The organism is Salipiger sp. 1_MG-2023 (assembly GCF_030547555.1).
Lineage (GTDB): Bacteria > Pseudomonadota > Alphaproteobacteria > Rhodobacterales > Rhodobacteraceae > Salipiger.
In genome coordinates, this window is sequence record NZ_JAUOQN010000002.1 from 131033 (window position 1) to 154948 (window position 23916).

A 23916-nucleotide genomic window follows, 5' to 3' on the forward strand; every position below is an offset into this window, starting at 1 on the left:
GTCGGGGTCTGCGTGGGTTATAGCCTGCCGTTTACCAGCGCCAACCACGGTTATGCGATCACATCGGCGGGAGTCTGCGCATCCCGCAACAACTCTCACGCCGATGTCACGCCTCGAGCCGCGCTGATTCCCACGCAAGGATCGCCCGCTTGACCGGCAGCCCCCAGTGATAGCCCCCCAAGCCGCCCGATTTGCGCAGCGCCCGGTGGCAAGGGATCAGCAGCGAGATCGGGTTGCGCCCGACCGCCGTGCCCACCGCCCGCACGGCGCGCGGGTTTCCGATGGCCTTGGCGATTTCGGAATAGCTGGTGACATGGCCGGACGGGATCCGCATCAGCGCCTCCCACACCTTGATCTGGAACGGCGCGCCGATCAGGAACAGTGGCACATCTCCCTGAGCCTGCCCGAAGGCGGCGGCGGTCCAATCCGCCAGCATGGCGGGATCTTCGACGTAGCGCGCCGCCGGCCAGCGGGCGCGCAGATCGCGCATCGCCTCCGCCTCGCCGGATTCGGCGGAAAAGGCGATGCCGCACAGGCCTTTTTCGGTGCCCATCATCAGCGCCGGGCCAAACGGGCTGTCGAACCAGCCCCAGCGGATCACCAGCCCGTCACCGCCTCTGGAATACTCGCCCGGGCTCATCGCCTCCCAGCGCAGGAACAGATCGTGCAGGCGTCCGGAGCCGGACAGCCCGGCCTCATGCGCTGTCTCAAGCGTGGTGAACCGCTCATCCAGCAGCGCCTTGGCGTGACCCAGCGCAAGATATTGCTGGAAGCGTTTCGGCGACACCCCGGCCCAGCGCGAGAACACCCGCTGGAAATGCGCCGGGCTCATGTTCAGCCGCCCCGCCAGCGCCTCTAGCGATATGCCGGGACCGGCCGCGTCGACCTCGGCGATGGCGCGGCGCATGAAATCGAAATGATAGCCTTGGGCGTCCTGCTGCATCTGTCCGGCTCCGTTCTGCGTGACACAGCAGTAGCCTGACCGAGGCCGCCGCGCGACCCGGATCCTGCGGTTTCAAGGCCAGCCCCTCGTCCGCAACGCTAACTACTTGCCCGGACCGCGTTTGCCCGGCATATCCGGACAAATGGCAAAACAGCTCGATTATCATACCCTGCGGGAGATCTTCACCCGCTTTCAGACGGCGGAACCCGAACCAAAGGGCGAGCTGCATCACGTCAACGCCTATACGCTGGTTGTCGCCGTGGCGCTGTCGGCGCAGGCGACCGACGCCGGAGTCAACAAGGCCACGGCGAAGCTGTTCGAGATCGCCGATACCCCCGCAAAGATGCTGGCCCTCGGGCTGGACGGCGTGACCGAGCATATCAAGACCATCGGCCTGTTCCGCAACAAGGCCAAGAACGTCATCAAGCTGAGCCAGATCCTTGTCGATGATTACGACGGCGAAGTGCCCTGCTCGCGCGCCGCGTTGGAAAGCTTGCCCGGCGTCGGGCGCAAGACCGCCAATGTGGTGCTCAACATGTGGTGGCATTACCCGGCGCAGGCGGTCGATACGCATATCTTTCGCGTCGGCAACCGCAGCGGCATCTGCCCCGGCAAGGATGTCGTCGCCACCGAGCGCGCCATCGAAGACAACATTCCCGTGGATTTCCAGCATCATGCCCATCACTGGCTGATCCTGCACGGCCGCTACACCTGCGTCGCGCGCAAGCCGAAATGTCCGGCTTGCCTGATCCGCGACCTCTGCCAGTTCGAGGAAAAGACCCTATGACCCTGCCCCATCCCACCAAGAAATATCAGGTCGTCGGCATCGGCAACGCCATCGTCGACGTGCTGAGCCGCAGCGATGACAGCTTTCTCGACCATATGGGCATCGAGAAGGGCATCATGCAGCTGGTCGAACGCGACCGCGCAGAACAGCTGTACGGCGCGATGGAAAACCGGGTTCAGGCACCGGGCGGGTCGGTGGCCAACACGCTGGCCGGGATCGGCAAGCTGGGGCTGCGCACCGGCTTTGTCGGGCGGGTGCGCGACGATGCGCTCGGGCGGTTCTACGCCGAAGGCATGGAGCGCGACGGCACCGATTTCGTCAATCCGCCGGTGGTGGGCGGCGAGCTGCCGACCTCGCGCAGCATGATCTTCGTCTCGCCCGATGGCGAGCGCTCGATGAACACCTATCTGGGGATTTCCGCCGAGCTTGGCCCCGAGGATGTGTCCGAAGACGTGGCGGCGCAGGCCGAGATCGTGTTCCTCGAAGGCTATCTTTTCGACAAGCCCAAGGGCAAAGACGCCTTTACCCGCATGGCCCGCAAATGCCGCGCCGCGGGAGGCATCGCCGGAATCGCCATTTCCGATCCGTTCTGCGTCGAACGTCACCGCGACGATTTCCTGCGCCTGATCGCCAACGAGATGGATTACGTCATCGGCAACGAGGCCGAGATCCGCTCGCTGTATCAGGACGATCATCTCGACAAGGATCTGAAGCGGGTGGCGGCGGTCTGCCCGCTGGTGGTCTGCACCCGGTCGGGCGACGGCGTCAGCGTGATGAAGGATGGCCAGCGCATCGACGTGCCGGTAACCAAAGTTGTGCCAATCGATGCCACCGGCGCGGGCGATCAATTCGCCGCTGGGTTTCTGTACGGGCTTGCCACCGGCGCCGACATGGAAACCTGCGCCCGGATGGGCACCGTTGCCGCATCCGAGGTCATCGCCCACATGGGCCCGCGCCCCGAGGCCGACGTAAAGGCCCTGCTGCGCCGCGAGGGGTTGATCTGAACCATCGCCTCTGGCGTCGTCGCCCCCTGACGTCGCGCCAGACTGCAAGACCTGTGCGCGCCGGGATCCTTGGCGCGCATGACAGGGCTCCGGCGGTATGAAAGAGACCCGGGCCCGTTGACTTGGCCCACGCCTGATCGCAGCGCATTTTACCGAAACCAAGCGACAAAACGCTGCCATTTCTTGACGCAAACGATTTAAATCGACACGCTCCCTTGAGTTCAGGGCAAATCCCGAGGGGCGAATGGAATCGCTGAGTGTCACGGCTCCGCCTGTCAACGACCGCGCTGCCGAAGCGCGCGCCCGGTCACGGGAGGCGCGCGCCCGGGCCAGAGAGGCCGTAAGCGTCGCACAATCCCTTCAAAAAGCTGCGTCTCTGTCTGACAACAGCGCAGCAAAGGCGCCGCGCAGCGATCAGTCCGGCTCGTCCGCGGCCTGAAGCGCGTCGAGCGCAAGCGGCACATTGTCCTGCGATATGGCCAACAGCTTCTGCTTCATGGCATGGCCATCCAGATCTTTCCCGGCTGGGCTGGCCTTGATCAGCGAGACGATGCCCGCAACGATGGTTGATGCCGCAGAGGTGCCTCCGAACAAGGTATAAAGCCCGCGCGGCAGGCTTTCCTGCCCCATCCGGTCGGCGATCACGCTGGCAGGCAGGCGATCTTCGGTCAGGTCGCGATCGGATGTCGTGCTTGCATCATAGCCGTAAGGTCCGGGAATGTCGGTCGCCAGCACCCCGTAGGGCGAATAGTCGGATACTGCATCGATCCAGCCTTCGACAGCGGAAAGATCCAGCCGCCGCGCCCGCCACGATGTGTCAGAATGGCGGAAATAGGCGTTTGAAATCTCTTCGCGATCATCCGAAGGCGCAAGCACCGTCGGCCCGTCTGCCTGCCCCGAGGAATAGCTGGCAATCCTGCCAAGGCTGTTCACCGCCCCCACGGTGATCAGCGCATTGTCCGGTGCGGCCAGAGAGGCGGGATATTCCAGACGGCTCTGGCCGCTGTTCCCGGCGGCAAGGATCACCGGCACATGCGCGGCGATTTTCAGCAGCAGCTCTTCGAACAGCAGCTTGTCGGCGTAGCGCGCCGCGTCGGTCAGGTTGCCGTTGCCGCGCGGATCGGCGTCTTCGCCGAGTTTTGGCTTGCCGTCCTCCCCCCAGACCGCGAGGTAATCGGCGGGGGAAAGCATGTCTTCGGCGGCGCGCGGCATCAGGATCACATCGGCGCCCCGGTCGATGGCATAAAGCAGCCCCATGATCAGCGGCCAGTAGGCAGGGCTGTAGACCGTGGCGATGGGAATCACCTGCGCCACCGGGTTCACCCCGTAATAGGGCAGCGTCACCGGGCTGCGATGCGTTGCCCCTTCGGGTTCGGGTCGCCCGGCCAGCAGCCCCGCACAGCAGGTGCCGTGCGCTGCGAAACGGGCCGAGGGCGAAAGCAGGTCGATCCGCGCCGGGCTCAGCGTTCCGGCCAGATAGCCGTGGATCGCATCGCCAAGCTGCGGCGTCAGCGGGCGGTCGAAAAACGCCGCGGGATCGTCGATGCCGATCTGCGCCAACGCGGCAGGCAGCCGGTCGAACCGTGGCACGGCAGCATCGGGATCGTCGGCATAGAGCGTGCCCTGCACATGGGCGGCAAATTCGATCGGCTGGTGCAGACAGGGGCGCCCCGGCTCTTGCAGGTTGGGATGGTCCAGCGCCGCCCCATTGTCGATCAGCGCAATCCTGACCGGCTTTGCGTGGCCCAGCAGCGCCACCCAGGCCGGGCTGGGCTGCCATGTTTCAGGGGCGGTTCCGGCAGGTTGCAACGCGCCGATCCGTGCGAGATGCCACAGGAAATGTTGCCCATACCCGGGTTCGTCCATCATATCGTCACCTTCAGCGCCAGTCCTGCTGCGCCGCGCGGATCGCGGAGCGGCAGACATACATGAAATAGGGGGCCATCTGCCGCGCCAGCATCTCGCCAGCGTCGGTATCCGAGGGGTAATGGATGCCCGCGTGTTCGCGGTTTTCACCGATGCGCCGCGCCACGTGAAACAGCTCGACCGTCGCAGGCAGCTCGGGCAGCGCCCGGTTCAGCACTTCGGCGAGGGTGAAATTCTGGAAGGCGTGGTTGCTCGGATAGGCCGCGTGCGGTGGATTCGACAGAAAGGGCCGCAGCGTCGGGTCCAGCGCCGAGGGGCGCGGCCGGGAAAACCGCGCCTTGTAGACGTAGCCGATGCGCTCTGACAGTTGCAGCAACGTGCGGATCAGCCGGACGGTGTTGTCATAGCCGCCGATGCCGTCGATCCCCAGCGGGCGCAGCACGTCGATTGGATGGTTGGCGGTCTTCTGGCGGTCGATCTCGGCCTGCCGGTAGCTGTCCTTGCGCAGATCCTGAAGATAGCCCCGCAGGATCTCGATTTCAGCGGCGGTCTCATCGGCGCCGGGGGGCGGCGGCAGACAGATCGCCTCGAAGGGAAAGGCGTGCCCGGCCTCGAGGATCGCCCCGCTGCCATCCGGCGCAATGCGATCGCCGAGCAGCGCCAGCTCCCGCAGCTCCGCCCATGTCGACAGCACCTGATCGGGAAAACCGCCGCCCGCTGTCTGCGCCTGAGCCTGTGCTTGGGCCTGCGCCTGTGCTTGGGCTTGAGCCTGTGCACGGGCTCCGCCAAGGCTGGTCGCGCTTTTCACGCTTGCGACCGAGGCAATGCGCATTGTTGCGCCGCGCGTGGCCGCAACCGGCGCCGGAGCGGCCAGCGGCTCGAATATGTCGCCCTGTTTGCCGAGCCGCAGCTTGCTGGCGCCGTCGAACCCGGCAAGTGGATGGGGCAATGGGGGGATCGGCACGGGCGACTCCTGTCTCAGGTCACGGCAGCATGAAGCGCGCGAAAACTGCGGCCAAGCGCTTCGCGGGCGTGTTCGGCGGGCACTGGAAAATTGCTGTCCCGCAGGTTCTTGGCATCGTTGTGGGGGTCGGCGCGGCACAGCGCGTCCCACGTATTGCGCGCGTCGGCCAACTGCCCCGCCTGCGCCTGCGCCGCCGTGAGATAGCGCAGCGTCGGCTCGTAGGGACGGCTGCGCAGCGGCATCAGGCCACGCGCCTCGCGCCCATGCGCGACGGCCTGCACCGCATCGCCGCGACACAGCGCGATCATGCTCAGCCCGGTCGAGAATGCATAGGCATAGGGATGGCTGCCGCCGCGCTGACGCGCTGTCACCGCGGCCTGTTGCGCGGCGTCCAGCCGCCCTTCGTAGAAGCGCAGCATCGACAGCGCGAAATGATACATCGGGGTTGCCGGATCGCTGCCCTCCAGCGGGGTCAGCAACGCATTCGCCCGGTCGAAATCCCGCAGCACGAAGCCGCTTACATGCGCCAGAAGCGAGCGCACCAAGGGATTGTCGGGCGCCTCGTCCAGTGCCTCTGCGGTCAGCTGTTCGGCCTCGTCCCGCAAGGCAGGGGCGTCGCGGCCCTTGCTGCTTTCCAGCCGAAACGCGGTGGTCAGCGCCAGCCACGCCTTGAAGCTGCCACGCGACTCGATGGCGGCGGCGCGGCGAAAGCGCTCGACAGCGGCGTCGGTGTTGCCGGGGCCAAGGTGGAACAGCCGTTCGATCCCGTCGAGCATCAGCCGCGACGCGGCGCGGCTGCCATCACCGGTCTCGCGGTCCTCGCGGCAGACAGCGCGCTCGATCTGCCCGGCCAGCCGAGCGACCGTGCCTGCTAGTGCGGCGCGATCGGTGCCGGTATCGACGGGCAGCACCACGTCTTCGGACCAGATCACCCGGCCACTGGCCAGCGCGATCAGCGCAAGCTGCACGCAGATCCGGTCGCCAGAGGTCATCGCCCGGCTGGCAAGCCGCGCGTCCGCCCCGCCAAGGCTTTGCAGGTCGGCGTCGCGCAGATCGCGCAGGTCGATCAGATCGTTCTGTGACAGCAACGACACCAGCCGGCCCAGCAGCATCCCCGCGCCCATCTCGGCCAGCATGTCCTGAGGCAGCGTGCGCAGCGCCCCGACCGCGATGCGCAGCCGCGAGCCAGCGTCGCGGCCCTGCCCGGAAACCACCACGCTGCGCGGCCGCCTGAGCCGGGAGCGCGTCTCGCGCAGCCAATCCTCGAATTCGGGATCGTTCAGATCGAGCCCCTCAAGAAAGGCCCCCTCTGGCGAAACCTGTTCCAGATCGCAGTCGATTGCGGCCTTGTTCAGGGCCACTCCGTCGGCACGGCAAAGCACAAATCCATCGGCATCCTCGCCAAGCGCAGTGCGCAGCTGGCGCAGGCATTTCTTCAGGCTGTCGCGGCCATGCTCCGGGCCGCTGAGCGACCACAGTAGATCCTGAAGCCGAACACGCGGCACAGCCCGCCCATCCTGACAGGCAAGGATCGCCACCAGCCCCTGTGCCTTGCGGCCAAGCGTCACCGCCCGCCCGTCCGGAGCGCGCAGCTCGAACGGTCCGAAAAGGCGCAATCTGTAACGATCACCGGGGCAGTTCATGCCCATGCCTCCAATACGCGTACTGAAATTTGTTAACCGATGCTTTACCTTTGGTCAGCTTCTGTCAAACACGCAATTCCCGACTTTTGAGAGGTTTCCTCGGTTTTTCCCCGAAAATGGTCCGTGAATTCCCCATTTTTTCCCCTGTGCCGGTGAATCCATTGGCGAAACGATGCTTGGGAGGGGGCGCGAATGCGGCGCTCGACAGGGGAAGATGACGCGATGGATGATTTTCGAGACTATCAGCACCATTCCAGCTCCGACACTGGTCTGGCAGAACGCCACCTCAAGTCCTGCGAGATTCGCGAAACCGCCGCGCTGATCGCCGCCAGCCGCGCGCCACAGATCAGCCCGACCAATGGCGAAGACGCACGGCATGCCGAACTGTGGCCGCTGGCCTTCACCAAGGGCCTGCCCCATGATTCCGATGGCTTTGTCGACCCGCGCGCCTACCGCGCCTTCGTGAGGGCGATCACGCAGCCGGGGCGGGCTGGCCTCGCCCATGATTTCGACGTACCGCTCGGCCCGCAGGCAGCGGGCGTGCGCGGCGGCCACACCCCCGCATGGTATCGCCCCAAGCCCGACTATCGCGAGCCGTGGCGGTGCACGCGCCGTGACGGCAACCCCATCGAGCCACGGGATTGGGACGGCCCGCGCGCCGGGCATCTGTTCGATCTTCAGGGGGCCGATCCGGGCGACATCGCCACCGGAGCCGCCCCCACGCTGGGCTCGGCCGAGTTGATCGCGGAAATGGCCGAACTTTACGCGCTGGCGCTGCTGCGCGACGTGCCATTTTCCGAGATCACCGCGGGCAGCGATCGCGTGCTTGCCTGCGGGCTCAGCGTCGATGCGCTGACGCAAGCGCTTGGCAGCCTGCCGTTCCTGAACCTTGGCGTCACCCCCTGTGGCATCGGCCCCCGCGCCACAGAGCGCCGCGCAACCCGTTTTGACCAGCAGGGGCAGCATGCGATCCGATCGCTGTTTCAGGGCGTGACGCGCAACGACGATCGCGGCCCCGCCCTGTCGCAATTCCTGCTTGTCGGAACAGGGCGCACCCCCACAGAGCAGCGCCGCGGCCACGTTTCCCTTGGCGTGCAGGACATCGACCAGCGGGTCGGACGCTATCCGCACGGCGTCGATCACATGGTCGACACGCAAAGCTGGCTTGATGCGCAGCAGGGCGCAAATCTCGGGCATTTGCAGGCGCTTGCGCCAGAGCGCGGGTTCATCACCACGCCGCGGCATCTGGCTGCCTGCGCACGGCTTGACCAGATCTCGCAGCATTGCACCACGGCGGCATTGATCCTGCTCGGCCAAGGCGCGCCCCGCTCCGGCGCTCAGGCGCAAGGCACCCGCGGGGCAAGCGGCGAGGTCGCCGCGCTCGATCTGTTGTCCAGCCTCGCCATCGCCGCCTCGCACGCGGCCAAGGCGGCGCGGCGACAGGCATTTCACATCCATCGCCGGGGGCGCCCCGAACGCCTTGCAGCGATGCTCGACAAGGTCGCGAATGGGCGTCCCGGCAGGCTGACACAGGACATGCAGCGCCAACTGCGGCTGATGCTCGACGGGCTGGAGCGGACCGGCCTGCTTGCCCCTGTTGCGGCGCATAATGCCGCGCAGCTTGCAGCGCATAAAGATCCTCAAAACGGCTACCCTCTGACTGGCCTGTCGCACGACGGGGCGCAAAGCCTTCTGCTGCCGATGGCATGGATCGACGGATCGCCCATGACTCCTTCGCACGGGGCCGCGCCCGCAACCGTTGCCGGGGCCTGCATCACCATGCTCAAGGCCCGGTTCGAGATGTTCACCTGCGAAGACGGCTGGACAGAGCGCCCGATGGACAGCATCGGCCTTGGCGACGCGCTGCAACCCTGCGTCATCTCTGGCCTCGATGGAATCGACCCGGCGCGCAGCGGCGCCGATCTGGTTCCGGCGACAGGCAGCAAACATCTCACGATCCAAGGAGAGCTCGACAAGCTGGCCGGCAACCTCGCCCAGGCCGGTTGCATGGCAGGCGTGCATTTTTTCAGCGACGCCAGCGAGGGGCTGAGGCTGGGAGAACGGATCGCCCTGACGATCCTGCAGGAACAGATGCTGACCTCTGCCGATCCGGTCAGTCTGCGGTTCACCAGTTTCGACGGCGATCGCATCCTGATCGAGGGAAGGGCTCACGCGGTCGGCGTGACGATTTGCGGGCGGGATGGCCGGATGGTTGACGTGACCAGCTGGCTGTCCCGTGCCGCCGAAGACCACATGCCGGTCTGACAGGGGAAGACCGGCATGACGGCCGCGCCCGGTGGATCGGCTCCCGGATCTGCCGGGCGGGGTCATTTGTGCGATGGCTGTTGCTGCAATCCCGGTTGCAGATCACCCGCTCGCGTGTAGGTGTCCAGAGCTTTGTCGCCGCAAGCGTCGATGACGTAGCCACATGCTCGCTCGGCGGCCCGCTGGAAGGTGTCGGGACGGTTCATCCCCTTGTACTCGAGGTAGAGGGACATCGCCTCGGAGAGCGTGATGCTGCTCGACGCCGATTCGATCCTCGGGGGCGACACCACTGCTGCTCTGGGATCCCGCTGCAGCCGAAGCATGTGCTTCCCCGGCAATTCCTTGGACTGCGAGCGAAGATGGAACCAGTACTCGTCCAGTTGATCAGCTGCACGCCTGCCCGTGCTTCTGCGATTCGGGAAGATCTCGTGCGAAGGGAAACCGCAATGCGGGGCGCAGTGTAGTGACTCTTCAGCTCTGCCGGGATGCGACGGCTGAAGTACAAGATCCCTGATTTCACGAAGGTGAACGAGGGCAAAATGGTCTCCGACATGGTCTACGGCTCCTAGCAGCGGCAAGAAGCTGAAGCGAAACCAATGTGTTACCAAGGGAATTGGTGCCGGTGATAGGACTCGAACCTACGACCCCATCATTACGAATGACGTGCTCTACCAGCTGAGCTACACCGGCACTGGTGGGCGGCCTAATAGCATCGAGGCCACCCGTAGGGAAGGGCTATTTTGCCTCTTCTTTGCGGGCATCTTCGGCAACGACTTCGGCCTCTTCGACCTCGGCCTTGGTGGCCTCTGCCGCAGCCGCGCCCTCTGGCGTCGGAGGGTTGGGGGCCATGACCACCGGCGCCTCTTCTTCGGCGGGGGCCGGCGCGGTGCCGACGATCAGCGGCAGCATCTCGGCCCCGGCGGGCGCACCGCCGTTTTGCGGCGGGTTGGTCCAGCTCAGCGTGTCAAAACCGCCGCAATTGTCGCAGATCGGCACCCAGTCGGCGTGGATGTGGTGGCACTTGTCACAGACCCAACACGGGCCGCGCGGCGCGCTCAGCGCCTTGGCCAGCCAGCCGCGCACCTCGGTTTCCGGCGCGCCCTCACCCTTGGCAATCGCAGCCATGACGGTCAGCACGCGGGCATCCGGTTCGGTCTCGGCAAGGTTGCCGATGGCGCGGCGCGCCTCGGGGAAATCCTCGGCGGACAGCGCCAGCTCGGCCCGCAGCAGCTTGGTTTCGCGATGCGCCGTGCGCAGCGATGTCAGCGCCTTGAACCGCTTCATCCGCTGGGCCGGGGTTTCCTCGGGCTCGATCTCGGCGAAGGTGGCCGCAAGATCGGGGTGCGGCTGCACGCTCCAGGTCTTCTTGAGGATACGCTCGGCCTTTTTCTTTTCCGAGCGCGCCAGATAGGCCCGCGCCGCCATGCAGGCGCCGGGGATCAGGTCGGGCGAGCCCTTTGCCGAGGCAATCGCCGCCTCGCGCGCCTCGATCGGCTTGTCCTCGGCAAAGATATCCTTGGCTTCGGACAGTGCCAGAACCGCATCGCGGCGCTTGTACACGTCGCGCGGCAGGTTCCCGTGCTTCAGCTCGGCGGAAAGCGTCTTGCGCGCGCCTTTCCAGTCGTGCTTTTTCACCTGCAATTCCAGAAGCATGTCCTGAATTTCAGGATGTTTGGGCTTGATCGAGAAGGCACGTTCGGCCAGCGCCAGCGCGGTGTCTTCATCGCCCTTGGCCAGCTTCAGCTTCATCATGCCGCGAATCCCGGCAAAGCGGGTATCCTCGTTCTGGATCAGCTTCTTGTAGGTCTCCTCGGCCTTGCGGGTGTCGCCGCTCATTTCGGCGGCCTGCGCGGTGAGCAGGTTGGTCAGCGCGGGTTTGTGCAGATAGCGGTCGGCCTTTTGCGCCTTGGCCATGGCCAGCTTGCCCTCGCCAGAGGACAGCGCCAGCAGGCCTTCGGACAGCGCCTGATAGCCCTTGCGTTCGCGGTTGCGGTCAAAATAGCGCGACAGCGCGGTGTCATCGCCGTTGATGAACTTGAGCACCGCGATCAGCAGGCCCACCAGCTTGAACAGGATGAACAGGCCCAGAACCAGCAGGCCGACGGCGATCACCGATTGCAGCGGCCCGAGGTTCAGCTCGTACCCTGCGGCGGTGATCTGGATGCCGCCGTTGGCCTCCATGATATAGCCCGCGCCAAGGGTCAGGGCCGCGACGATGGCGACGAAGATGACGATCTTCAGAAGTGACCAGAGCATGTTTCGACCCTTATTCCTTGTTCAGTTCCTGGGCGAGCGACTCTGCCGCCCCGACCGCATCGGCGCGTGTCTGCGCCTTGGCCATCCAGTCGCTCAAAGGCGCCTTGGCCTCGTCCGGAAGGCTGTTCAGTTCGCTCAGCGCGGTGGCAAGGTCGCCGCCTTTCAGCGCGGCCTCGGCGCGCGACAGGATGGCGTCGGCGCCATCGCCGTCGCGCGGGGTGACCGAGCGCACGCCCAGCTGGTTTTCGAGGAAGGTGCTGAACCGCGCGGTGCCGCTCGATCCTTCGGTTTCGTCGCGCCGCGCGATGGCAAGCGCCTCGCGGGCCAGCGGCGGGTATTCCTCGGTCAGTTCGGGCAGCGTGGGCGCGCCGTCTTCCGCAGGTGCCGACAGCGCCGCCGGCACCGAAACGCCATTGGCTTCGATGATCGCGAGCTGCGCGGCATAGGGCGCACCGGCCACGATGGCAGCGCTGGCCTCGGCCAGTGCGGCGCGGGCCTTGGACAGGGCGGCAAGCTGTTCGGCGTTGGCCTCGGCGTCGAGCGCCTGCTGGGTCATATCCTCGACCTGTGTCTTTTGCAGGGCCACTGCCTCGCGCAGCGTGTCGAGTTCACGTTCGAACGCCGCGACGGCCTCGGGCGAGATCTGCTCCAGCGGGCGCTTTTCAATCGCATCGAGCCGCGCGGTGAAGGCGTCGAGACGCTCTGACAGTTCCGCAGAGCTGCCGCTGGCAGCGTCGATCTGGCTTTGCAGATCGCTGACCGAGGCTTCGAGCGCCGAAAGATCGATGCCGTTGGCGGTATCGGTGGCGGTCTTTACCTCGGCAGCAAGCGCGTCGATGCGGGCCGACTGGTCGGTCAGGCTGGCGCGGGTTTCATCCTCGAACGGATTCGGCACGGTACCAAAACCGCCCGCCTGATAGGTCGCAACGCCGTAGCCGATGCCGGCAGCGATGACACCGCCCAGCAGCATCGGCACAAAGCCGCCCTTTTTCTCGACGATGGTCTTTTCGATCACCTGCGGCGGCGAGCTGGGTGCGGGCCTCTGCTCGGCGGCGGGGGGAACGGCGGCAGCGGCGGTTGCAGCTTCAGGAGCTGGCGCTTCGACGGTGCCGTCGATTGCGGACGGCGAGTTGGCGTCGATGGTAGAACCGTCGTCCGGAACGGGCGCATCCTCGTCGTCCGGAGCGGACGCATCCGTGTCGTCCGGGACGGGCGCATCCTTGTCTTCCGCTTCGGCGGTCTCATCCGTGTCTGGCACAGCCTCGGCCTCGGCGGCCTCTTCCTCGGCCAGAGCCGCTTCGCCTGCCGAATGAATATCGGTGTTCTCGTCCGTCTCGACAGAGGCGGTTGCCTCTGGTTCGGCCTCTTTGGCGGGAGCGTCGTCTTCGGCCTTGCCCGCGCCGTCGCCGAGCAGCTCTTCGTTCACCGTCTCCGGGGTCCGTGGCGCTTGCGTATCAGCGCCATCCTCAATGCCGTCTACCGGTTTCTTCTCGTCGGCCACGCTCCACCCTTTCAAATTCTCGAGTACGTTCTCGTATCCTCGGCACGTCTGAGGCGCGTGCCTGCCTAACCTTCCACAGACCCGTGACGTTTCACAAGCGCCCCGCTGTCTTTCAGTAGACCAATCACGACAGCCTGCATATGTTCCGCGTCAGCTCGCGCAGGAATTTCCAGCCTTTGCACATAGAGCGCGCCCAGCGCATCGGCCACCTCGGGGCTGATGGCTGCGACGATTAGCGGCGCTCTGCCTGCCGGGGTCTGCGCAACCTGCTGTGCCGTTCGCGCAGAGAAAAGCGGAAGAATCACCGGAGCCTGACCAGACAGGGCCATCAACGCCTCGGCGCTCAATTCCTGTGCAGGCTGATCGTAAATGACCGCTTCGCGCACCGAAATGCCCGCGTCGGTCAGCCGCCGGGCCACATCGCCGCGGCTGTGGGTGCCGCGCAGGTGGATCAGCGGGCCGCGCGGGGCCTGCGCGCGGATCAGCGCCACCAAGGCATCGGCATTGCCCTGCGCGCTGATCGGCGCAAAGCCGGCGGCGCGGGCGGCGCGGGCGGTGGCATCGCCCACCGTATAACACAGCGGCAGCGGCGCGCCGCCAAGCGCCTGCCACGCGGCCACGCCATTGGCCGAAGTAAAGATCGCCCCCACCGCATCGGTCTGCGGCAACGGGCCGCGCGGTTCGATCCGCAGCAGCGGGCTCACGATCGGACGAAAGCCCTCCACCCGCTCTGACACGGCTGCCAGAAACCGCCGCGCGGCGGGTTCGGGCCTTGTCAGCAGCAGGATGGGCGTTGGCATGGCGGCCTTGGCATTGTGACGCTTGTGCGCAGGTGGTAGCTGCATGGCAAAGGCATTGCAACGGATGGACGCATGAACGACCCCCTGATCCTCGGGCTGGAGAGCAGCTGCGACGACACTGCCGCGGCGGTGCTGCGCGGGCGGCAGATCCTGTCATCGGTGGTGATGGGCCAAGCCGAACTGCACGCCGCCTTCGGAGGCGTGGTGCCCGAGATCGCCGCCCGCGCCCATGCGGAAAAGCTCGATCTTGCCATCGAACAGGCGCTGACCGACGCCGGGGTGATGCTGCGCGACATCGACGCGGTGGCGGTGACGGCGGGGCCGGGGCTGATCGGCGGCGTGTTGTCGGGGGTGATGATGGCCAAGGGGCTGGCGGCAGGGCTGGGCAAGCCGCTGATCGGGGTCAACCACCTTGCCGGCCATGCGCTGACACCGCGCCTGACCGACGGTCTGGCGTTTCCCTACCTGATGTTGCTGGTGTCGGGCGGGCATTGCCAGTTCCTGATCGTGCGTGGCCCACAGGAATTTACCCGCCTTGGCGGCACCATCGACGACGCGCCCGGCGAGGCCTTCGACAAGACCGCCCGCCTGCTGGGCCTGCCGCAACCCGGCGGGCCGTCGGTCGAACAGGCGGCGCTTTCGGGCGATGAAAAGCGGTTTCGCTTCCCCCGCCCGCTGCTGGATCGCCCCGGCTGCGATCTGAGCTTTTCCGGCCTGAAAACGGCGCTGTTACGGATGCGCGACCAGATTGTCGCCGACCAAGGCGGGCTGTATGAACAAGACCGCGCCGATCTGTCCGCCGGGTTTCAGGCGGCGGTGCGCGACGTTCTGGCGGAAAAGACCAGGCGGGCGCTGGCGCTGTATCTTGCCGACGCGCCAGAGGCCCCCGCCATCGCCATCGCTGGCGGGGTTGCGGCCAACACCGCCATCCGGGGCGCCTTGCAGGCGATCTGCGACGAACGCGGCGTGCGTTTCACCGCGCCTCCGCTGGCGCTTTGTACCGACAATGCGGCGATGATCGCCTATGCCGGAGGCGAGCTGCTTGCCCTTGGCGAGCTGTCGGACATGGCGCTGACCGCCCGCCCCCGCTGGCCGCTCGACCGGAACGCCGCGCCGCTGCTTGGCTCTGGCAAGAAGGGCGCCAAGGCGTGATCGGCGTGCTTGGCGCGGGGGCCTTCGGCACGGCGCTGGCGATCACGCTGGCCCGCAAGGGCACCCCCGTGACCATCTGGGCGCGCGACGCCGCCACCGTTCACAGCATCAACGCCGAGCGCCGCGCCCCGCGCCTGCCGGGTGCGCCACTGCCCGATGGCATCACCGCATCACAGTCCATCGCAGAGGTTGCACAGGCGCAGACCCTGCTGCTGGCCACGCCGATGCAATCGCTGCATTCGGTGCTTGGGCTGATCGATGCGCCGCTGGCCGGGCAGCGCCTTGTCGCCTGCTGCAAGGGCATCGATCTGACCGAACTGACCGGCCCGACCGGTGTGGTCGCCGCCGCCAAGCCGCAGGCGATCCCCGCGATCCTCACCGGCCCCAGCTTTGCCGACGACATCGCGCGCGGCCTGCCGACCGCGCTGACCCTTGCCTGCGCCGATGCCGCCACCGGCGCCGCGCTTCAGGCAGAGCTGTCGACCCCGACGCTGCGGCTGTATCGCGCCACCGACACCACCGGGGCCGAGCTTGGCGGCGCGCTGAAGAACGTCATCGCCATTGCCTGCGGGGCCTGCATCGGCATGGGGCTGGGCGACAGCGCCCGCGCCGCGCTGATGACCCGCGGCTTTGCCGAAATGACCCGCCTTGCCATAGCGCTTGGCGCAAAACCGCAAACGCTCGCCGGGCTGTCGGGCCTTGGCGATCTGGCGCTGACCTGCACCTCGGAGCTGTCGCGCAACTATCGCTATGGGCTGGCGCGGGGGGGCGGCGCGCCGTTCGATGCCGCGCTGACCGTCGAAGGTGTCAAGACCGCGCTGGCCGTCACCCGGCTGGCCGGGCGGCTGGGCTTGGATCTGCCGATCTGCGCCGCCGTGGCCGAGGTTTCGAACGGCGCCTCGGTTGCCGAGATCATCACCCAATTGCTAAACCGATCCCTGAAGGAGGAATGACATGCTTATCGCTCTTATCGCCAAGGACAAGAAAGGCGCGCTTCAGACGCGCAAGGACAACCGCGACGCGCATCTGAACTACATCTCGGCCACCGGCGTTGTCGCCATGGCCGGGCCGCTGCTGGATGCGGCGGGCGAGATGTGCGGCAGCCTGGTGATTCTCGATGTGGCCGACATGGCGGCTGCGCAGGCATGGGCCGACAGCGACCCCTATGCAAAGGCAGGCCTGTTCGAGAGCGTCGAGCTGAAGGCATGGAAAAAGGTCGTCGGGTGAACCACTGGCTGTTCAAGTCCGAACCATCGGCCTGGTCCTGGGCGGACCAGGTGGCCAAGGGCAGTGCGGGCGAGGAATGGTCCGGCGTGCGCAACTATCAGGCCCGCAATTTCATGCGCGAGATGCGCGTGGGCGACCGGGGCTTTTTCTATCATTCCCAGACGGAAAAGGCCATCGTCGGCATTGTCGAGGTGATTGCACAAAGCCATCCCGACAGCACGGCTACCGACGGTCGCTGGGATTGTGTCGACATTCAGGCGATAGAACCGGTGAAAACCCCGGTGACGCTTGAGATGGTGAAAGCCGACCCGCGCCTGTCGGAAATGGCACTGCTGAAACAGTCGCGCCTGTCGGTGCAGCCAGTCACCGCCGAGGAATGGCGGGTGGTCTGCGCGCTCGCCGGGCTGAGCTGAATTGCACGCCTGACAAAAAGATAAAGACGAGGTCCGGCCGGTGCCGAACCCCGTCTCTCACCCCACTGCTCCCACACAGTATGGTTGAATTCCGGTTTCGGCCTTCTGGCCACAAACCATGGATACCCCAAGCCGCGATTCTCCCCAAGTTGGAACTGCCTAAAGCGCAATCCATTGCGGAAAGGTCGTGGTAAACTGCGTTAACCGAACCCGGTCAGCCGTAGACCGCTTGCTTGCCGAACTGCGTCACCAAAAGATAATACAGCACGGCGCGATATTTGCTGCGCTCGGACTGTCCGTAGGTTTCGATGGCCTTGTTGATGCCGTCCATCAGCTCTGGCCCATCGGGCAAGCCCAGCTTCTTGATCAGGAAATTGGCCTTCACGGTCTCCAGCTCGGCCGGCTGAGACGAGGCGACGGTCGCGCTGTCGGCATTGTAGATCGACGGACCACAGCCGATGGTCACCTTGGTCAGCAGGGCCATATCCGGCTCGATGCCGCATTTACCGCGCAGATCCTCGGCGTATTTCTGAATCAGCTCGTCGCGCTTGCTCATGTCTTCTCTCCCGTGTTGGGCCCCGGGTGCGCGGGGCTGAGCGCAGCATGGCCCACACGCCACAGAAGAAAAAGCTGGAAAATTTTCGCCCTTTTCGGTTGCAAGCTGCCATGCTGAACCGGGCGGCCCGGGGAAATCGTGAAGAAACCCTTAAAATCAGGTGACAGCTCTGGCCTTTATCGCCCAGCATCAGGGCAGGTTGCCCCCGACAAGAGCGACGACAGACGCCGAGAACAACAGAAGGACAGACAGGATGAGTTCCGACACTTTTATTGTCGCGTTCGAAGGCGCGCCCGACAATCCGGGCGTTCTGGATTACGCCATTCACCGCGCAAAGACCGAAGGTGCCAGCCTGGTGCTGGTGCATGTCCTCGAATGGTCGCCCTACCGCTTCCTGACGCAGGAAGAGCTGGCCGAACGCCACGGCCGTCGCAAGCAGGAGCTGGCGCGCGCCGATCAGGTCGTCATGCAGCCCGCGCTTGCCAAGGCCGCCGCCGCCGGCGTGACCGCCAAGGGGGTCATCCGCTACGGACAGGTGGTGGAACTGATCCTCGAAGAGACCAAGAAAGCCGAGGCCTCGGTGATCTTCGTCGGTCGCTCGGGGTCGCAGTCGATGGCGGCACGGGTCTTTGGATCGGTGACGCTGGGCCTTGCGCAACTTGCTCCCGTTCCCACCGTCATTGTGCCCTGAGCCGGAAAGGCAGACCCATGTTCAACAAGACAGTCCTTCTTGCCCTCGCGGCACTGCTTGCGGCCCCGGCGGCCACGGCGCAGGAATCCACCAACAGTCTGGATGCCGCCATCAACGAGATGGTCGGCGCGGCGACCGGTCCCTTTGTCAATTTCATCTTCTCTCCTTTTCCCGGCACGAGCTTTCCGTGGATCGTGCTGTGGCTGGTGATCGCCGCAACGGTGTTCACCGTGTATTTCGCCTTTGTGCAGTTCCGCTCGTTTCCCCATTCCATCGCGCTGGTGACCGGCAAGTATTCCGATCCTGACGACGCCGGCGAGGTCAGCCATTTCCAGGCGCTGGCAACGGCGCTGTCGGGCACGGTGGGCCTTGGCAACATCGCGGGCGTCGCCGTGGCGGTGTCGATCGGCGGCCCCGGCGCGACGTTCTGGATGATCCTCGCCGGCCTGATGGGCATGGCGTCGAAGTTCACCGAATGCACGCTGGGGGTGAAATACCGCAACGAATATCCAAACGGATCGGTGTCGGGCGGCCCGATGTACTACCTGTCCAAGGGCATGGAGGAACGCGGATTTGCCAAGCTTGGCAAGTTTCTCGCCATCCTGTTCTCGATCTTCTGCGTGCTCGGCTCGCTGGGCGGCGGCAACATGTTCCAGGCCAACCAGGCCCATGCGCAGATCTCCAACATCGTCGGCGATTATCCCGGCTGGATCACCGGCATCATCTTTGCCGCCATCGTCTTTGCGGTGATCATCGGCGGGCTGAAATCCATCGCGCAGGTCACCGAAAAGGTCGTGCCCTTCATGGGCGTGCTTTATGTCGGCACGGCGCTGATCATCATCGCGATGAACTACGACCAGATCGGCTGGGCCTTCGGCCAGATCTTCGCGGGAGCCTTCACCGGGCTTGGCGTCGCTGGCGGGCTTGTTGGTGCCCTGATCCAAGGCTTCAAACGGGCAGCGTTTTCCAACGAGGCGGGCGTCGGTTCGGCCGCCATCGCCCATAGCGCGGTGCGCACCAAGGAACCGATCACCGAAGGCTATGTCTCGCTGCTGGAACCCTTCATCGACACGGTGGTGATCTGCACCATGACGGCGCTGGTCATCGTCATCACCGGTGTGCTTCAGATCGACCCGCAGACCGGCCTGTACATCTGGGACGCCGAAGCGGGCCGGGTGGCAACCGAAGGCAACGTGTCCGGCGTGGCGCTGACATCGGCGGCCTTCGGCTCGGCGCTGTCGTTCTTCCCCTATGTGCTGGCGCTGGCGGTGATCCTGTTCGCCTTTTCGACGATGATCTCGTGGAGCTACTACGGCCTCAAGGCATGGACCTACATGTTCGGCGAGGGCAAGGCGCAGGAGCTGTCGTTCAAGATCCTGTTCTGCATCTTCGTCGTGATCGGCGCGGCGATGAACCTTGGTCCGGTGATCGACTTCTCGGATGCGGCGATCTTTGCCATGGCGCTGGTGAACATCTTCGGGCTGTATTTCCTGATGCCCATCGTCAAGGCCGAGATGCTGAGCTACCAAGCCCGGCTGAAATCGGGCGAGATCAAACGCTACGCCTGATCCGTGCGAACGCGAAGGGGGGCGCCCGGCCACGGGCGCCCCTCCCTTTTTTCAGGCCCGGCTCATTTGGCCGACAGCAGCTCGGGAACCGACAGCAGGAGGAACTCGTTGTCCGCCGCCTTGCCGATGTTGCGCCCACCCGAGAACGGCAGGTTGTTGTCATTCGCCACGATGATGTGGGTGTCATCGACACGGGCCACGTCTTCGATGGTGAAGAACGGGAAGGTGAACGCGCCCTCGCCCTGATGCAGCCCGTCGATGGCCTTGCCGTCCGGATCGGCGATGTTCATCAGATCGATGTGGCCGATCCGGCGAACGAACCCATCCGCATCGGTGTCGCTCATGTCGACCAGGACGACGTTCTTGACCTTGGCGGGGTTGGGATAGCAGGCGGTCGTGTCGGTCACGCCCTCGGCGCAGCCCTGCGCAATGTCGCCTTCGCCATTGTCACGTTCGATCACCAGCGCGCGGGTCTCGTCGATGAAGTTGAAATCGCCGATGGCGGTGGCGCCGTCCGACAGCTGGAACTTGACCGAGCTGCCGGTCCAGTCCCCCGCCTTCGGATCGAACTGGAGGACCCGCAGGAAGGGGCCTTCGGTTTCGCCGCCGTCAAGCAGGATCGGCTTTTCCAGCATCGCCCAGAGCATCCCGGTGCCGGGCTGAAGCGCCATGCCCTCGTAGCCGCCCGAACGCTGCACCTGGAAATCGGTGCCGGCAGCGGCGGGAACGTAGACGCTATAGGTGTCGGGGCCGGTCAGTTCCTTGCCGTCAAGCATGGTCGCGTGCACCGATTTCACCACCCCGTCGAGCCCGGCGCGGATGATATACGGGCCGAATTCGTCGCCGATGAACACTTCGTCGCCAATGACCTGAATGGACTCGGTGTCGAAATCCGCGCCCGTCAGGTACCGGCTTTGCGTGCCTTCATAAGCGATGCGAAACGGCACGACGTGATTGGGATCGGAGAGGAAGATCGTCTCGCGGCGTTCGACCGATTGCCTGTCCCAGTCAGGGGCCATCTTGTGAAAGAACAGCATCGCGTCCGGCGAGTTGCGCTTGGAGCCGAAACCGTTGTCGGTCAGCGTGTACCAGCTGCCATCTTCGGCGCGGGTCATCGCAAAGCCCGACATGCCCTGCACCGGCTGGCCGATGAAGGGCAGCGCGATGCCGGTATCGTGCCCGCCATAGGATTTGCCGACATTGCCCATGACACTCATCGGCGCATCGATGCGCGCCGCGCCGGTGAACTTGCCCGAGATCCAGGCATCGCGCGGCGCGTCAGCAGGCGGCTCGACCAGCGACATCGCGGGCAGGATCGCATGGCCTGCAAGCGTGGCAGGATAGATTTCTTCGGCAAGGGCCGGGGCGGCAAGCACGCCCGCAACAGCAAGGACAGAGATCGAGAGGCGCATGAGACGGTTCCATTCCCAAGGTAAGGCTAGCCGTGCTCTACCCTTGCTTGGTAACACGCAGATCACTTCGCAATCTCAGTTTCATGACCGATCCTGCGGCGAAAGATCTCGCTTGCGCCATTGGACAGAGATCAGAGGGGGCGCTGCCCCCGCCCTTCGGGCCCCCCGGAGTTTATCCGGCAAGATGAAGACGGGGCGCGGCGCCTATCCTTCATCTTGCCAGATAAACTCCCGCCGGAGGCGTCGCTACAGGGCGGCCAGGAACACCGCTTCAAGATCTTCCTCACTCATGCCGCCCGCGCCGTCGCCAGCGTCGACAAGGCGGGCCGCCAAGGCAGACATGGCGGCGTTGAGCGGGGCGGGGGCGCCGTGCAGGCGGCCCAGCAGCGCGATTTCACCATTGAGATAATCGGTCTCGACGCTACCCGCGCCTCGGGAAATGCTTTGCCGGGTCGAGCTGCCCGAGCGTGGCACCCCGGCGATATCGACGATCTTCATGAATTGCTCGCGTATCGGGTTGTCGAGGCCCATTTCCTCCCAAGGGATCCCCGCGGCAGCGAATACTGTCTCGGCCTCGGCCTTGAGCTGCGCCGTAAAGCGCCCTTTGGCAGCTTCGTACGGCAGCAGCGCATCGACGATATTGCCAAGGTTCAGCAGCAGCTTGCCGTATTTCGTGTCCATGACGCTCGCGGGCAGGAGGGCGGCGAGATTCGCAGCTTCGAACGCCTGTTTCAGCGTTTCGTCATCGGTGTCGGTGCCGCCCGGGTAGCGGCCCAGCATGAACAGCCCATAGCAGGGCGCGCCGTGGGTGATGACCTCGCCCGGTTCCAGATAGGTGGCGGGCATCATCACCGTCGCGCCATGCACATTGGGGAAATAGCGCAAGGCGACGCGCTCGTTGGCGACGCCGTTCTGCAAGCAAAACAGCGGCTGTTCGGTCATCCCGGCGGCGCGCAGATCTTGCAGCGCGGCGTCTGTGTCCTGCCCCTTGACGCAGAGCAGCACAGTATCATCGTCGCGAAAGGTGATCTCGGACGGGTGAGCAACGCAGGGCAGATCCACCGTGATGCGACCCTTTGGGCTGATCATCGTCAGGCCCTTGTCGCGGATCGCCTCCAACATGCGGCCGCGCGCGATGCCGATGACCTCTTGCCCCGTGGCCAGAAGAGCCGCAGCGACAACGCCGCCGATGGCGCCGACGCCGTGAATGATGATGCGCATGGTTATCTCCTTCGTACTTGCCGCATGGCAGCGCCCTTGCGCGGCAAAGTGCAACCCTCGAAAGGCAAACGCCCCGCACGATCACGGGGCGTTTATAAAAAGCGATGGCGGAACGGTCAGTAGCGGTAATGTTCCGGCTTGAACGGGCCTTCGGGGGTGACGCCGATATAGGCGGCCTGTTCGGGGGTCAGCTGGGTCAGCTTGACCCCGATGCGGGCCAGATGCAGGCGCGCGACCTTTTCATCCAGATGCTTGGGCAGGATGTAGACCTTGTTTTCGTAATCGCCGCCGTTCTTCCACAGTTCGATCTGCGCCAGCACCTGATTGGTGAAGCTGGCGGACATGACAAACGACGGGTGGCCGGTGGCGTTGCCAAGGTTCAGCAGACGGCCTTCGGACAGCAGGATGATGCGCGAGCCGCTCGGCATCTCGATCATGTCCACCTGGTCCTTGATGTTGGTCCATTTGTGGTTCTTCAGCGCGGCGACCTGAATTTCATTGTCGAAATGGCCGATGTTGCCAACGATGGCCATGTCCTTCATCGCGCGCAGATGCTCGATGCGGATGATGTCCTTGTTGCCGGTGGTGGTGATGAAGATGTCGGCGCTGTCCACCACGTCTTCCAGAAGCACCACCTCGAACCCGTCCATCGCCGCCTGAAGCGCGCAGATCGGATCGGCTTCGGTGACTTTCACCCGCGCGCCAGCACCTGCCAGCGAGGCGGCAGAGCCCTTGCCCACGTCGCCGTAACCGCAGACGACGGCGACCTTTCCGGCCATCATCACGTCAGTGGCGCGGCGAATGCCGTCGACCAGCGATTCCTTGCAGCCGTATTTGTTGTCGAATTTCGACTTGGTGACGGAATCGTTCACGTTGATTGCCGGGAACGGCAACTGGCCGGTTTTCTGCAATTCGTACAGGCGATGCACGCCGGTGGTGGTTTCCTCGGACACGCCCTTGATCTGGTCGCGCACCTTGGTGAACCAGCCCGGCGAGGCCTCCAGACGCTTGGCGATCTGCGCCTTGATGACCGCCTCTTCCTCGGATTGCGGCACCGGGATGATCTCTTCGCCCGCCTCGGCGCGCGCGCCCAGCAGGATGTACAGCGTGGCGTCGCCGCCATCGTCGAGGATCATGTTCGGGCCGTCTTCGAACTGGAAGGATTTGTCGACGTAATCCCAATGCTCTTCAAGGCTTTGGCCCTTGATCGCGAACACCGGAATCCCCGCTGCGGCGATGGCTGCCGCGGCGTGATCCTGCGTCGAGAAGATGTTGCAGGAGGCCCAGCGCACCTCCGCGCCCAGCGCCACCAGCGTTTCGATCAGGCAGGCGGTCTGGATGGTCATGTGCAGCGAGCCCACGATGCGCGCCCCCGCCAGCGGTTTGCTTTCCCCGAATTCCTCGCGGCAGGCCATCAGGCCCGGCATTTCGGTTTCAGCGATGTCCAGTTCCTTGCGGCCGAATGCTGCAAGCGCGATGTCTTTGACGACGTAGTCCTGTGCCATTTCCGGCTCCGTCCTGTGAATGCGTGTTGGCGCCCGAGGTAGCATCCCTTGATTATAGCGGCAACGTGCATCAGGACTCGCTGCAGACGGACCGTAAAAGAGCAGGCGCGATGATCGAGGCAGACAGCTTTCCCAGCAATGA

General features: G+C 65.1%; 21 protein-coding genes and 1 tRNA gene. 9 read left to right on the forward strand and 13 right to left on the reverse strand.

Annotation, left to right across the window (positions count from 1 at the left end; translation table 11 throughout):
• Window positions 1–106: 106 nt before the first annotated feature.
• Complete coding sequence (locus tag Q4543_RS01935) at window positions 107–943, reverse strand: bifunctional helix-turn-helix domain-containing protein/methylated-DNA--[protein]-cysteine S-methyltransferase (RefSeq protein WP_303436059.1); 837 nt, start codon at window positions 941–943, stop codon at window positions 107–109.
• Between the two features lie 142 nt (window positions 944–1085).
• Here Q4543_RS01935 and nth point away from each other — a divergent pair, with 142 nt between their 5' ends.
• Both nth and Q4543_RS01945 read left to right on the forward strand, forming a co-directional pair.
• Complete coding sequence (gene nth / locus Q4543_RS01940) at window positions 1086–1730, forward strand: endonuclease III (protein WP_216002202.1); 645 nt, start codon at window positions 1086–1088, stop codon at window positions 1728–1730.
• The gene (locus tag Q4543_RS01945; protein ID WP_303436061.1) at window positions 1727–2734 is read left to right on the forward strand and encodes an adenosine kinase; all 1008 of its coding nucleotides are present in this window, start codon (window positions 1727–1729) and stop codon (window positions 2732–2734) included. The genes nth and Q4543_RS01945 overlap by 4 nt, the downstream gene beginning before the upstream one ends.
• A 414-nt stretch (window positions 2735–3148) precedes the next feature.
• Here the strand turns inward: Q4543_RS01945 and Q4543_RS01950 are convergent, their stop codons facing one another.
• Genes Q4543_RS01950 through Q4543_RS01960 form a run of 3 tightly spaced genes read right to left on the reverse strand, consistent with a single transcriptional unit; the run spans window position 3149 to window position 7207 of the window.
• The gene (locus Q4543_RS01950) at window positions 3149–4600 is read right to left on the reverse strand and encodes a S8 family serine peptidase (protein WP_303436064.1); all 1452 of its coding nucleotides are present in this window, start codon (window positions 4598–4600) and stop codon (window positions 3149–3151) included.
• 13 nt (window positions 4601–4613) lie between these two features.
• Entirely contained in the window at window positions 4614–5564 is a 951-nt protein-coding gene (locus Q4543_RS01955; protein WP_303436066.1) for a hypothetical protein, read from the reverse strand.
• 14 nt (window positions 5565–5578) lie between these two features.
• Window positions 5579–7207 (reverse strand): hypothetical protein, encoded by a 1629-nt coding sequence (locus Q4543_RS01960; protein ID WP_303436068.1) that lies wholly within the window; start codon window positions 7205–7207, stop codon window positions 5579–5581.
• A gap of 222 nt (window positions 7208–7429) precedes the next feature.
• On the opposite strand from Q4543_RS01960, the gene Q4543_RS01965 reads away from it, so the two are divergent.
• Window positions 7430–9472, forward strand: a complete 2043-nt coding sequence (locus Q4543_RS01965; RefSeq protein WP_303436070.1) for a hypothetical protein — start codon at window positions 7430–7432, stop codon at window positions 9470–9472.
• Window positions 9473–9674: 202 nt separating this feature from the next.
• On the opposite strand, the gene Q4543_RS24585 is transcribed toward Q4543_RS01965, so the two are convergent.
• The 5 genes from Q4543_RS24585 to Q4543_RS01990 all read right to left on the reverse strand — a co-directional run bounded on the left by Q4543_RS24585 (window position 9675) and on the right by Q4543_RS01990 (window position 14029).
• Window positions 9675–10025, reverse strand: a complete 351-nt coding sequence (locus tag Q4543_RS24585) for a DUF6538 domain-containing protein (protein WP_368502144.1) — start codon at window positions 10023–10025, stop codon at window positions 9675–9677.
• Window positions 10026–10086: 61 nt separating this feature from the next.
• A tRNA-Thr gene (locus tag Q4543_RS01975) sits at window positions 10087–10162 on the reverse strand.
• 45 nt (window positions 10163–10207) lie between these two features.
• Window positions 10208–11728 (reverse strand): heme biosynthesis protein HemY, encoded by a 1521-nt coding sequence (locus tag Q4543_RS01980; RefSeq protein WP_303436073.1) that lies wholly within the window; start codon window positions 11726–11728, stop codon window positions 10208–10210.
• 10 nt (window positions 11729–11738) lie between these two features.
• Complete coding sequence (locus Q4543_RS01985) at window positions 11739–13229, reverse strand: COG4223 family protein (RefSeq protein WP_303436074.1); 1491 nt, start codon at window positions 13227–13229, stop codon at window positions 11739–11741.
• A 65-nt stretch (window positions 13230–13294) separates the two neighbouring features.
• Window positions 13295–14029: a uroporphyrinogen-III synthase gene (locus Q4543_RS01990; protein WP_303436076.1), complete on the reverse strand. Its 735-nt coding sequence runs from the start codon at window positions 14027–14029 to the stop codon at window positions 13295–13297.
• A gap of 72 nt (window positions 14030–14101) precedes the next feature.
• Between Q4543_RS01990 and tsaD the strand changes: the two genes are divergently transcribed.
• From tsaD to Q4543_RS02010, 4 genes are read left to right on the forward strand one after another with little or no spacing between them, the layout of a single operon-like run.
• The gene (gene tsaD / locus Q4543_RS01995; RefSeq protein WP_303436078.1) at window positions 14102–15181 is read left to right on the forward strand and encodes a tRNA (adenosine(37)-N6)-threonylcarbamoyltransferase complex transferase subunit TsaD; all 1080 of its coding nucleotides are present in this window, start codon (window positions 14102–14104) and stop codon (window positions 15179–15181) included.
• Window positions 15178–16134, forward strand: coding sequence for an NAD(P)H-dependent glycerol-3-phosphate dehydrogenase (locus Q4543_RS02000; protein ID WP_303436080.1), 957 nt, complete (start codon window positions 15178–15180; stop codon window positions 16132–16134). Before tsaD ends, Q4543_RS02000 begins: the two co-directional genes overlap by 4 nt.
• A 1-nt stretch (window position 16135) precedes the next feature.
• Window positions 16136–16408: a YciI family protein gene (locus Q4543_RS02005; RefSeq protein WP_303436082.1), complete on the forward strand. Its 273-nt coding sequence runs from the start codon at window positions 16136–16138 to the stop codon at window positions 16406–16408.
• Complete coding sequence (locus Q4543_RS02010) at window positions 16405–16821, forward strand: EVE domain-containing protein (RefSeq protein ID WP_303436137.1); 417 nt, start codon at window positions 16405–16407, stop codon at window positions 16819–16821. The genes Q4543_RS02005 and Q4543_RS02010 overlap by 4 nt, the downstream gene beginning before the upstream one ends.
• Before the next feature lie 214 nt (window positions 16822–17035).
• On the opposite strand, the gene Q4543_RS02015 is transcribed toward Q4543_RS02010, so the two are convergent.
• Window positions 17036–17377: a DUF2853 family protein gene (locus Q4543_RS02015; RefSeq protein WP_303436084.1), complete on the reverse strand. Its 342-nt coding sequence runs from the start codon at window positions 17375–17377 to the stop codon at window positions 17036–17038.
• Between the two features lie 253 nt (window positions 17378–17630).
• On the opposite strand from Q4543_RS02015, the gene Q4543_RS02020 reads away from it, so the two are divergent.
• Both Q4543_RS02020 and Q4543_RS02025 read left to right on the forward strand, forming a co-directional pair.
• A complete protein-coding gene (locus Q4543_RS02020; RefSeq protein ID WP_303436086.1) occupies window positions 17631–18068 on the forward strand; it encodes a universal stress protein in 438 nt (145 codons plus the stop codon).
• Window positions 18069–18085: 17 nt separating this feature from the next.
• Window positions 18086–19636, forward strand: coding sequence for a sodium:alanine symporter family protein (locus tag Q4543_RS02025; protein ID WP_303436087.1), 1551 nt, complete (start codon window positions 18086–18088; stop codon window positions 19634–19636).
• Between the two features lie 62 nt (window positions 19637–19698).
• Here Q4543_RS02025 and Q4543_RS02030 read toward each other — a convergent pair whose 3' ends face one another.
• The 3 genes from Q4543_RS02030 to ahcY all read right to left on the reverse strand — a co-directional run bounded on the left by Q4543_RS02030 (window position 19699) and on the right by ahcY (window position 23774).
• The gene (locus Q4543_RS02030) at window positions 19699–21048 is read right to left on the reverse strand and encodes an esterase-like activity of phytase family protein (protein WP_303436089.1); all 1350 of its coding nucleotides are present in this window, start codon (window positions 21046–21048) and stop codon (window positions 19699–19701) included.
• 246 nt (window positions 21049–21294) lie between these two features.
• Entirely contained in the window at window positions 21295–22269 is a 975-nt protein-coding gene (locus Q4543_RS02035) for a ketopantoate reductase family protein (protein WP_303436091.1), read from the reverse strand.
• Window positions 22270–22385: 116 nt separating this feature from the next.
• On the reverse strand, window positions 22386–23774 hold the full coding sequence (ahcY, locus tag Q4543_RS02040) for an adenosylhomocysteinase (RefSeq protein WP_216002184.1): 1389 nt from the start codon (window positions 23772–23774) through the stop codon (window positions 22386–22388).
• Window positions 23775–23916: the final 142 nt, after the last annotated feature.

Bases quoted from the DNA above. Each gene is read 5' to 3' on its own strand.
- Q4543_RS02020 (WP_303436086.1), top strand. From the start codon at position 17,631: ATGAGTTCCGACACTTTTATTGTCGCGTTCGAAGGCGCGCCCGACAAT.
- Q4543_RS01945 (WP_303436061.1), top strand. From the start codon at position 1,727: ATGACCCTGCCCCATCCCACCAAGAAATATCAGGTCGTCGGCATCGGC.
- Q4543_RS02005 (WP_303436082.1), top strand. From the start codon at position 16,136: ATGCTTATCGCTCTTATCGCCAAGGACAAGAAAGGCGCGCTTCAGACG.
- Q4543_RS02015 (WP_303436084.1), bottom strand. From the start codon at position 17,377: ATGAGCAAGCGCGACGAGCTGATTCAGAAATACGCCGAGGATCTGCGC.
- Q4543_RS01965 (WP_303436070.1), top strand. From the start codon at position 7,430: ATGGATGATTTTCGAGACTATCAGCACCATTCCAGCTCCGACACTGGT.
- Q4543_RS24585 (WP_368502144.1), bottom strand. From the start codon at position 10,025: ATGTCGGAGACCATTTTGCCCTCGTTCACCTTCGTGAAATCAGGGATC.
- Q4543_RS02025 (WP_303436087.1), top strand. From the start codon at position 18,086: ATGTTCAACAAGACAGTCCTTCTTGCCCTCGCGGCACTGCTTGCGGCC.
- Q4543_RS01935 (WP_303436059.1), bottom strand. From the start codon at position 943: ATGCAGCAGGACGCCCAAGGCTATCATTTCGATTTCATGCGCCGCGCC.
- Q4543_RS02030 (WP_303436089.1), bottom strand. From the start codon at position 21,048: ATGCGCCTCTCGATCTCTGTCCTTGCTGTTGCGGGCGTGCTTGCCGCC.
- nth (WP_216002202.1), top strand. From the start codon at position 1,086: ATGGCAAAACAGCTCGATTATCATACCCTGCGGGAGATCTTCACCCGC.
- Q4543_RS01990 (WP_303436076.1), bottom strand. From the start codon at position 14,029: ATGCCAACGCCCATCCTGCTGCTGACAAGGCCCGAACCCGCCGCGCGG.
- ahcY (WP_216002184.1), bottom strand. From the start codon at position 23,774: ATGGCACAGGACTACGTCGTCAAAGACATCGCGCTTGCAGCATTCGGC.
- Q4543_RS01980 (WP_303436073.1), bottom strand. From the start codon at position 11,728: ATGCTCTGGTCACTTCTGAAGATCGTCATCTTCGTCGCCATCGTCGCG.
- Q4543_RS02035 (WP_303436091.1), bottom strand. From the start codon at position 22,269: ATGCGCATCATCATTCACGGCGTCGGCGCCATCGGCGGCGTTGTCGCT.
- Q4543_RS01950 (WP_303436064.1), bottom strand. From the start codon at position 4,600: ATGGACGAACCCGGGTATGGGCAACATTTCCTGTGGCATCTCGCACGG.
- Q4543_RS01960 (WP_303436068.1), bottom strand. From the start codon at position 7,207: ATGAACTGCCCCGGTGATCGTTACAGATTGCGCCTTTTCGGACCGTTC.
- tsaD (WP_303436078.1), top strand. From the start codon at position 14,102: ATGAACGACCCCCTGATCCTCGGGCTGGAGAGCAGCTGCGACGACACT.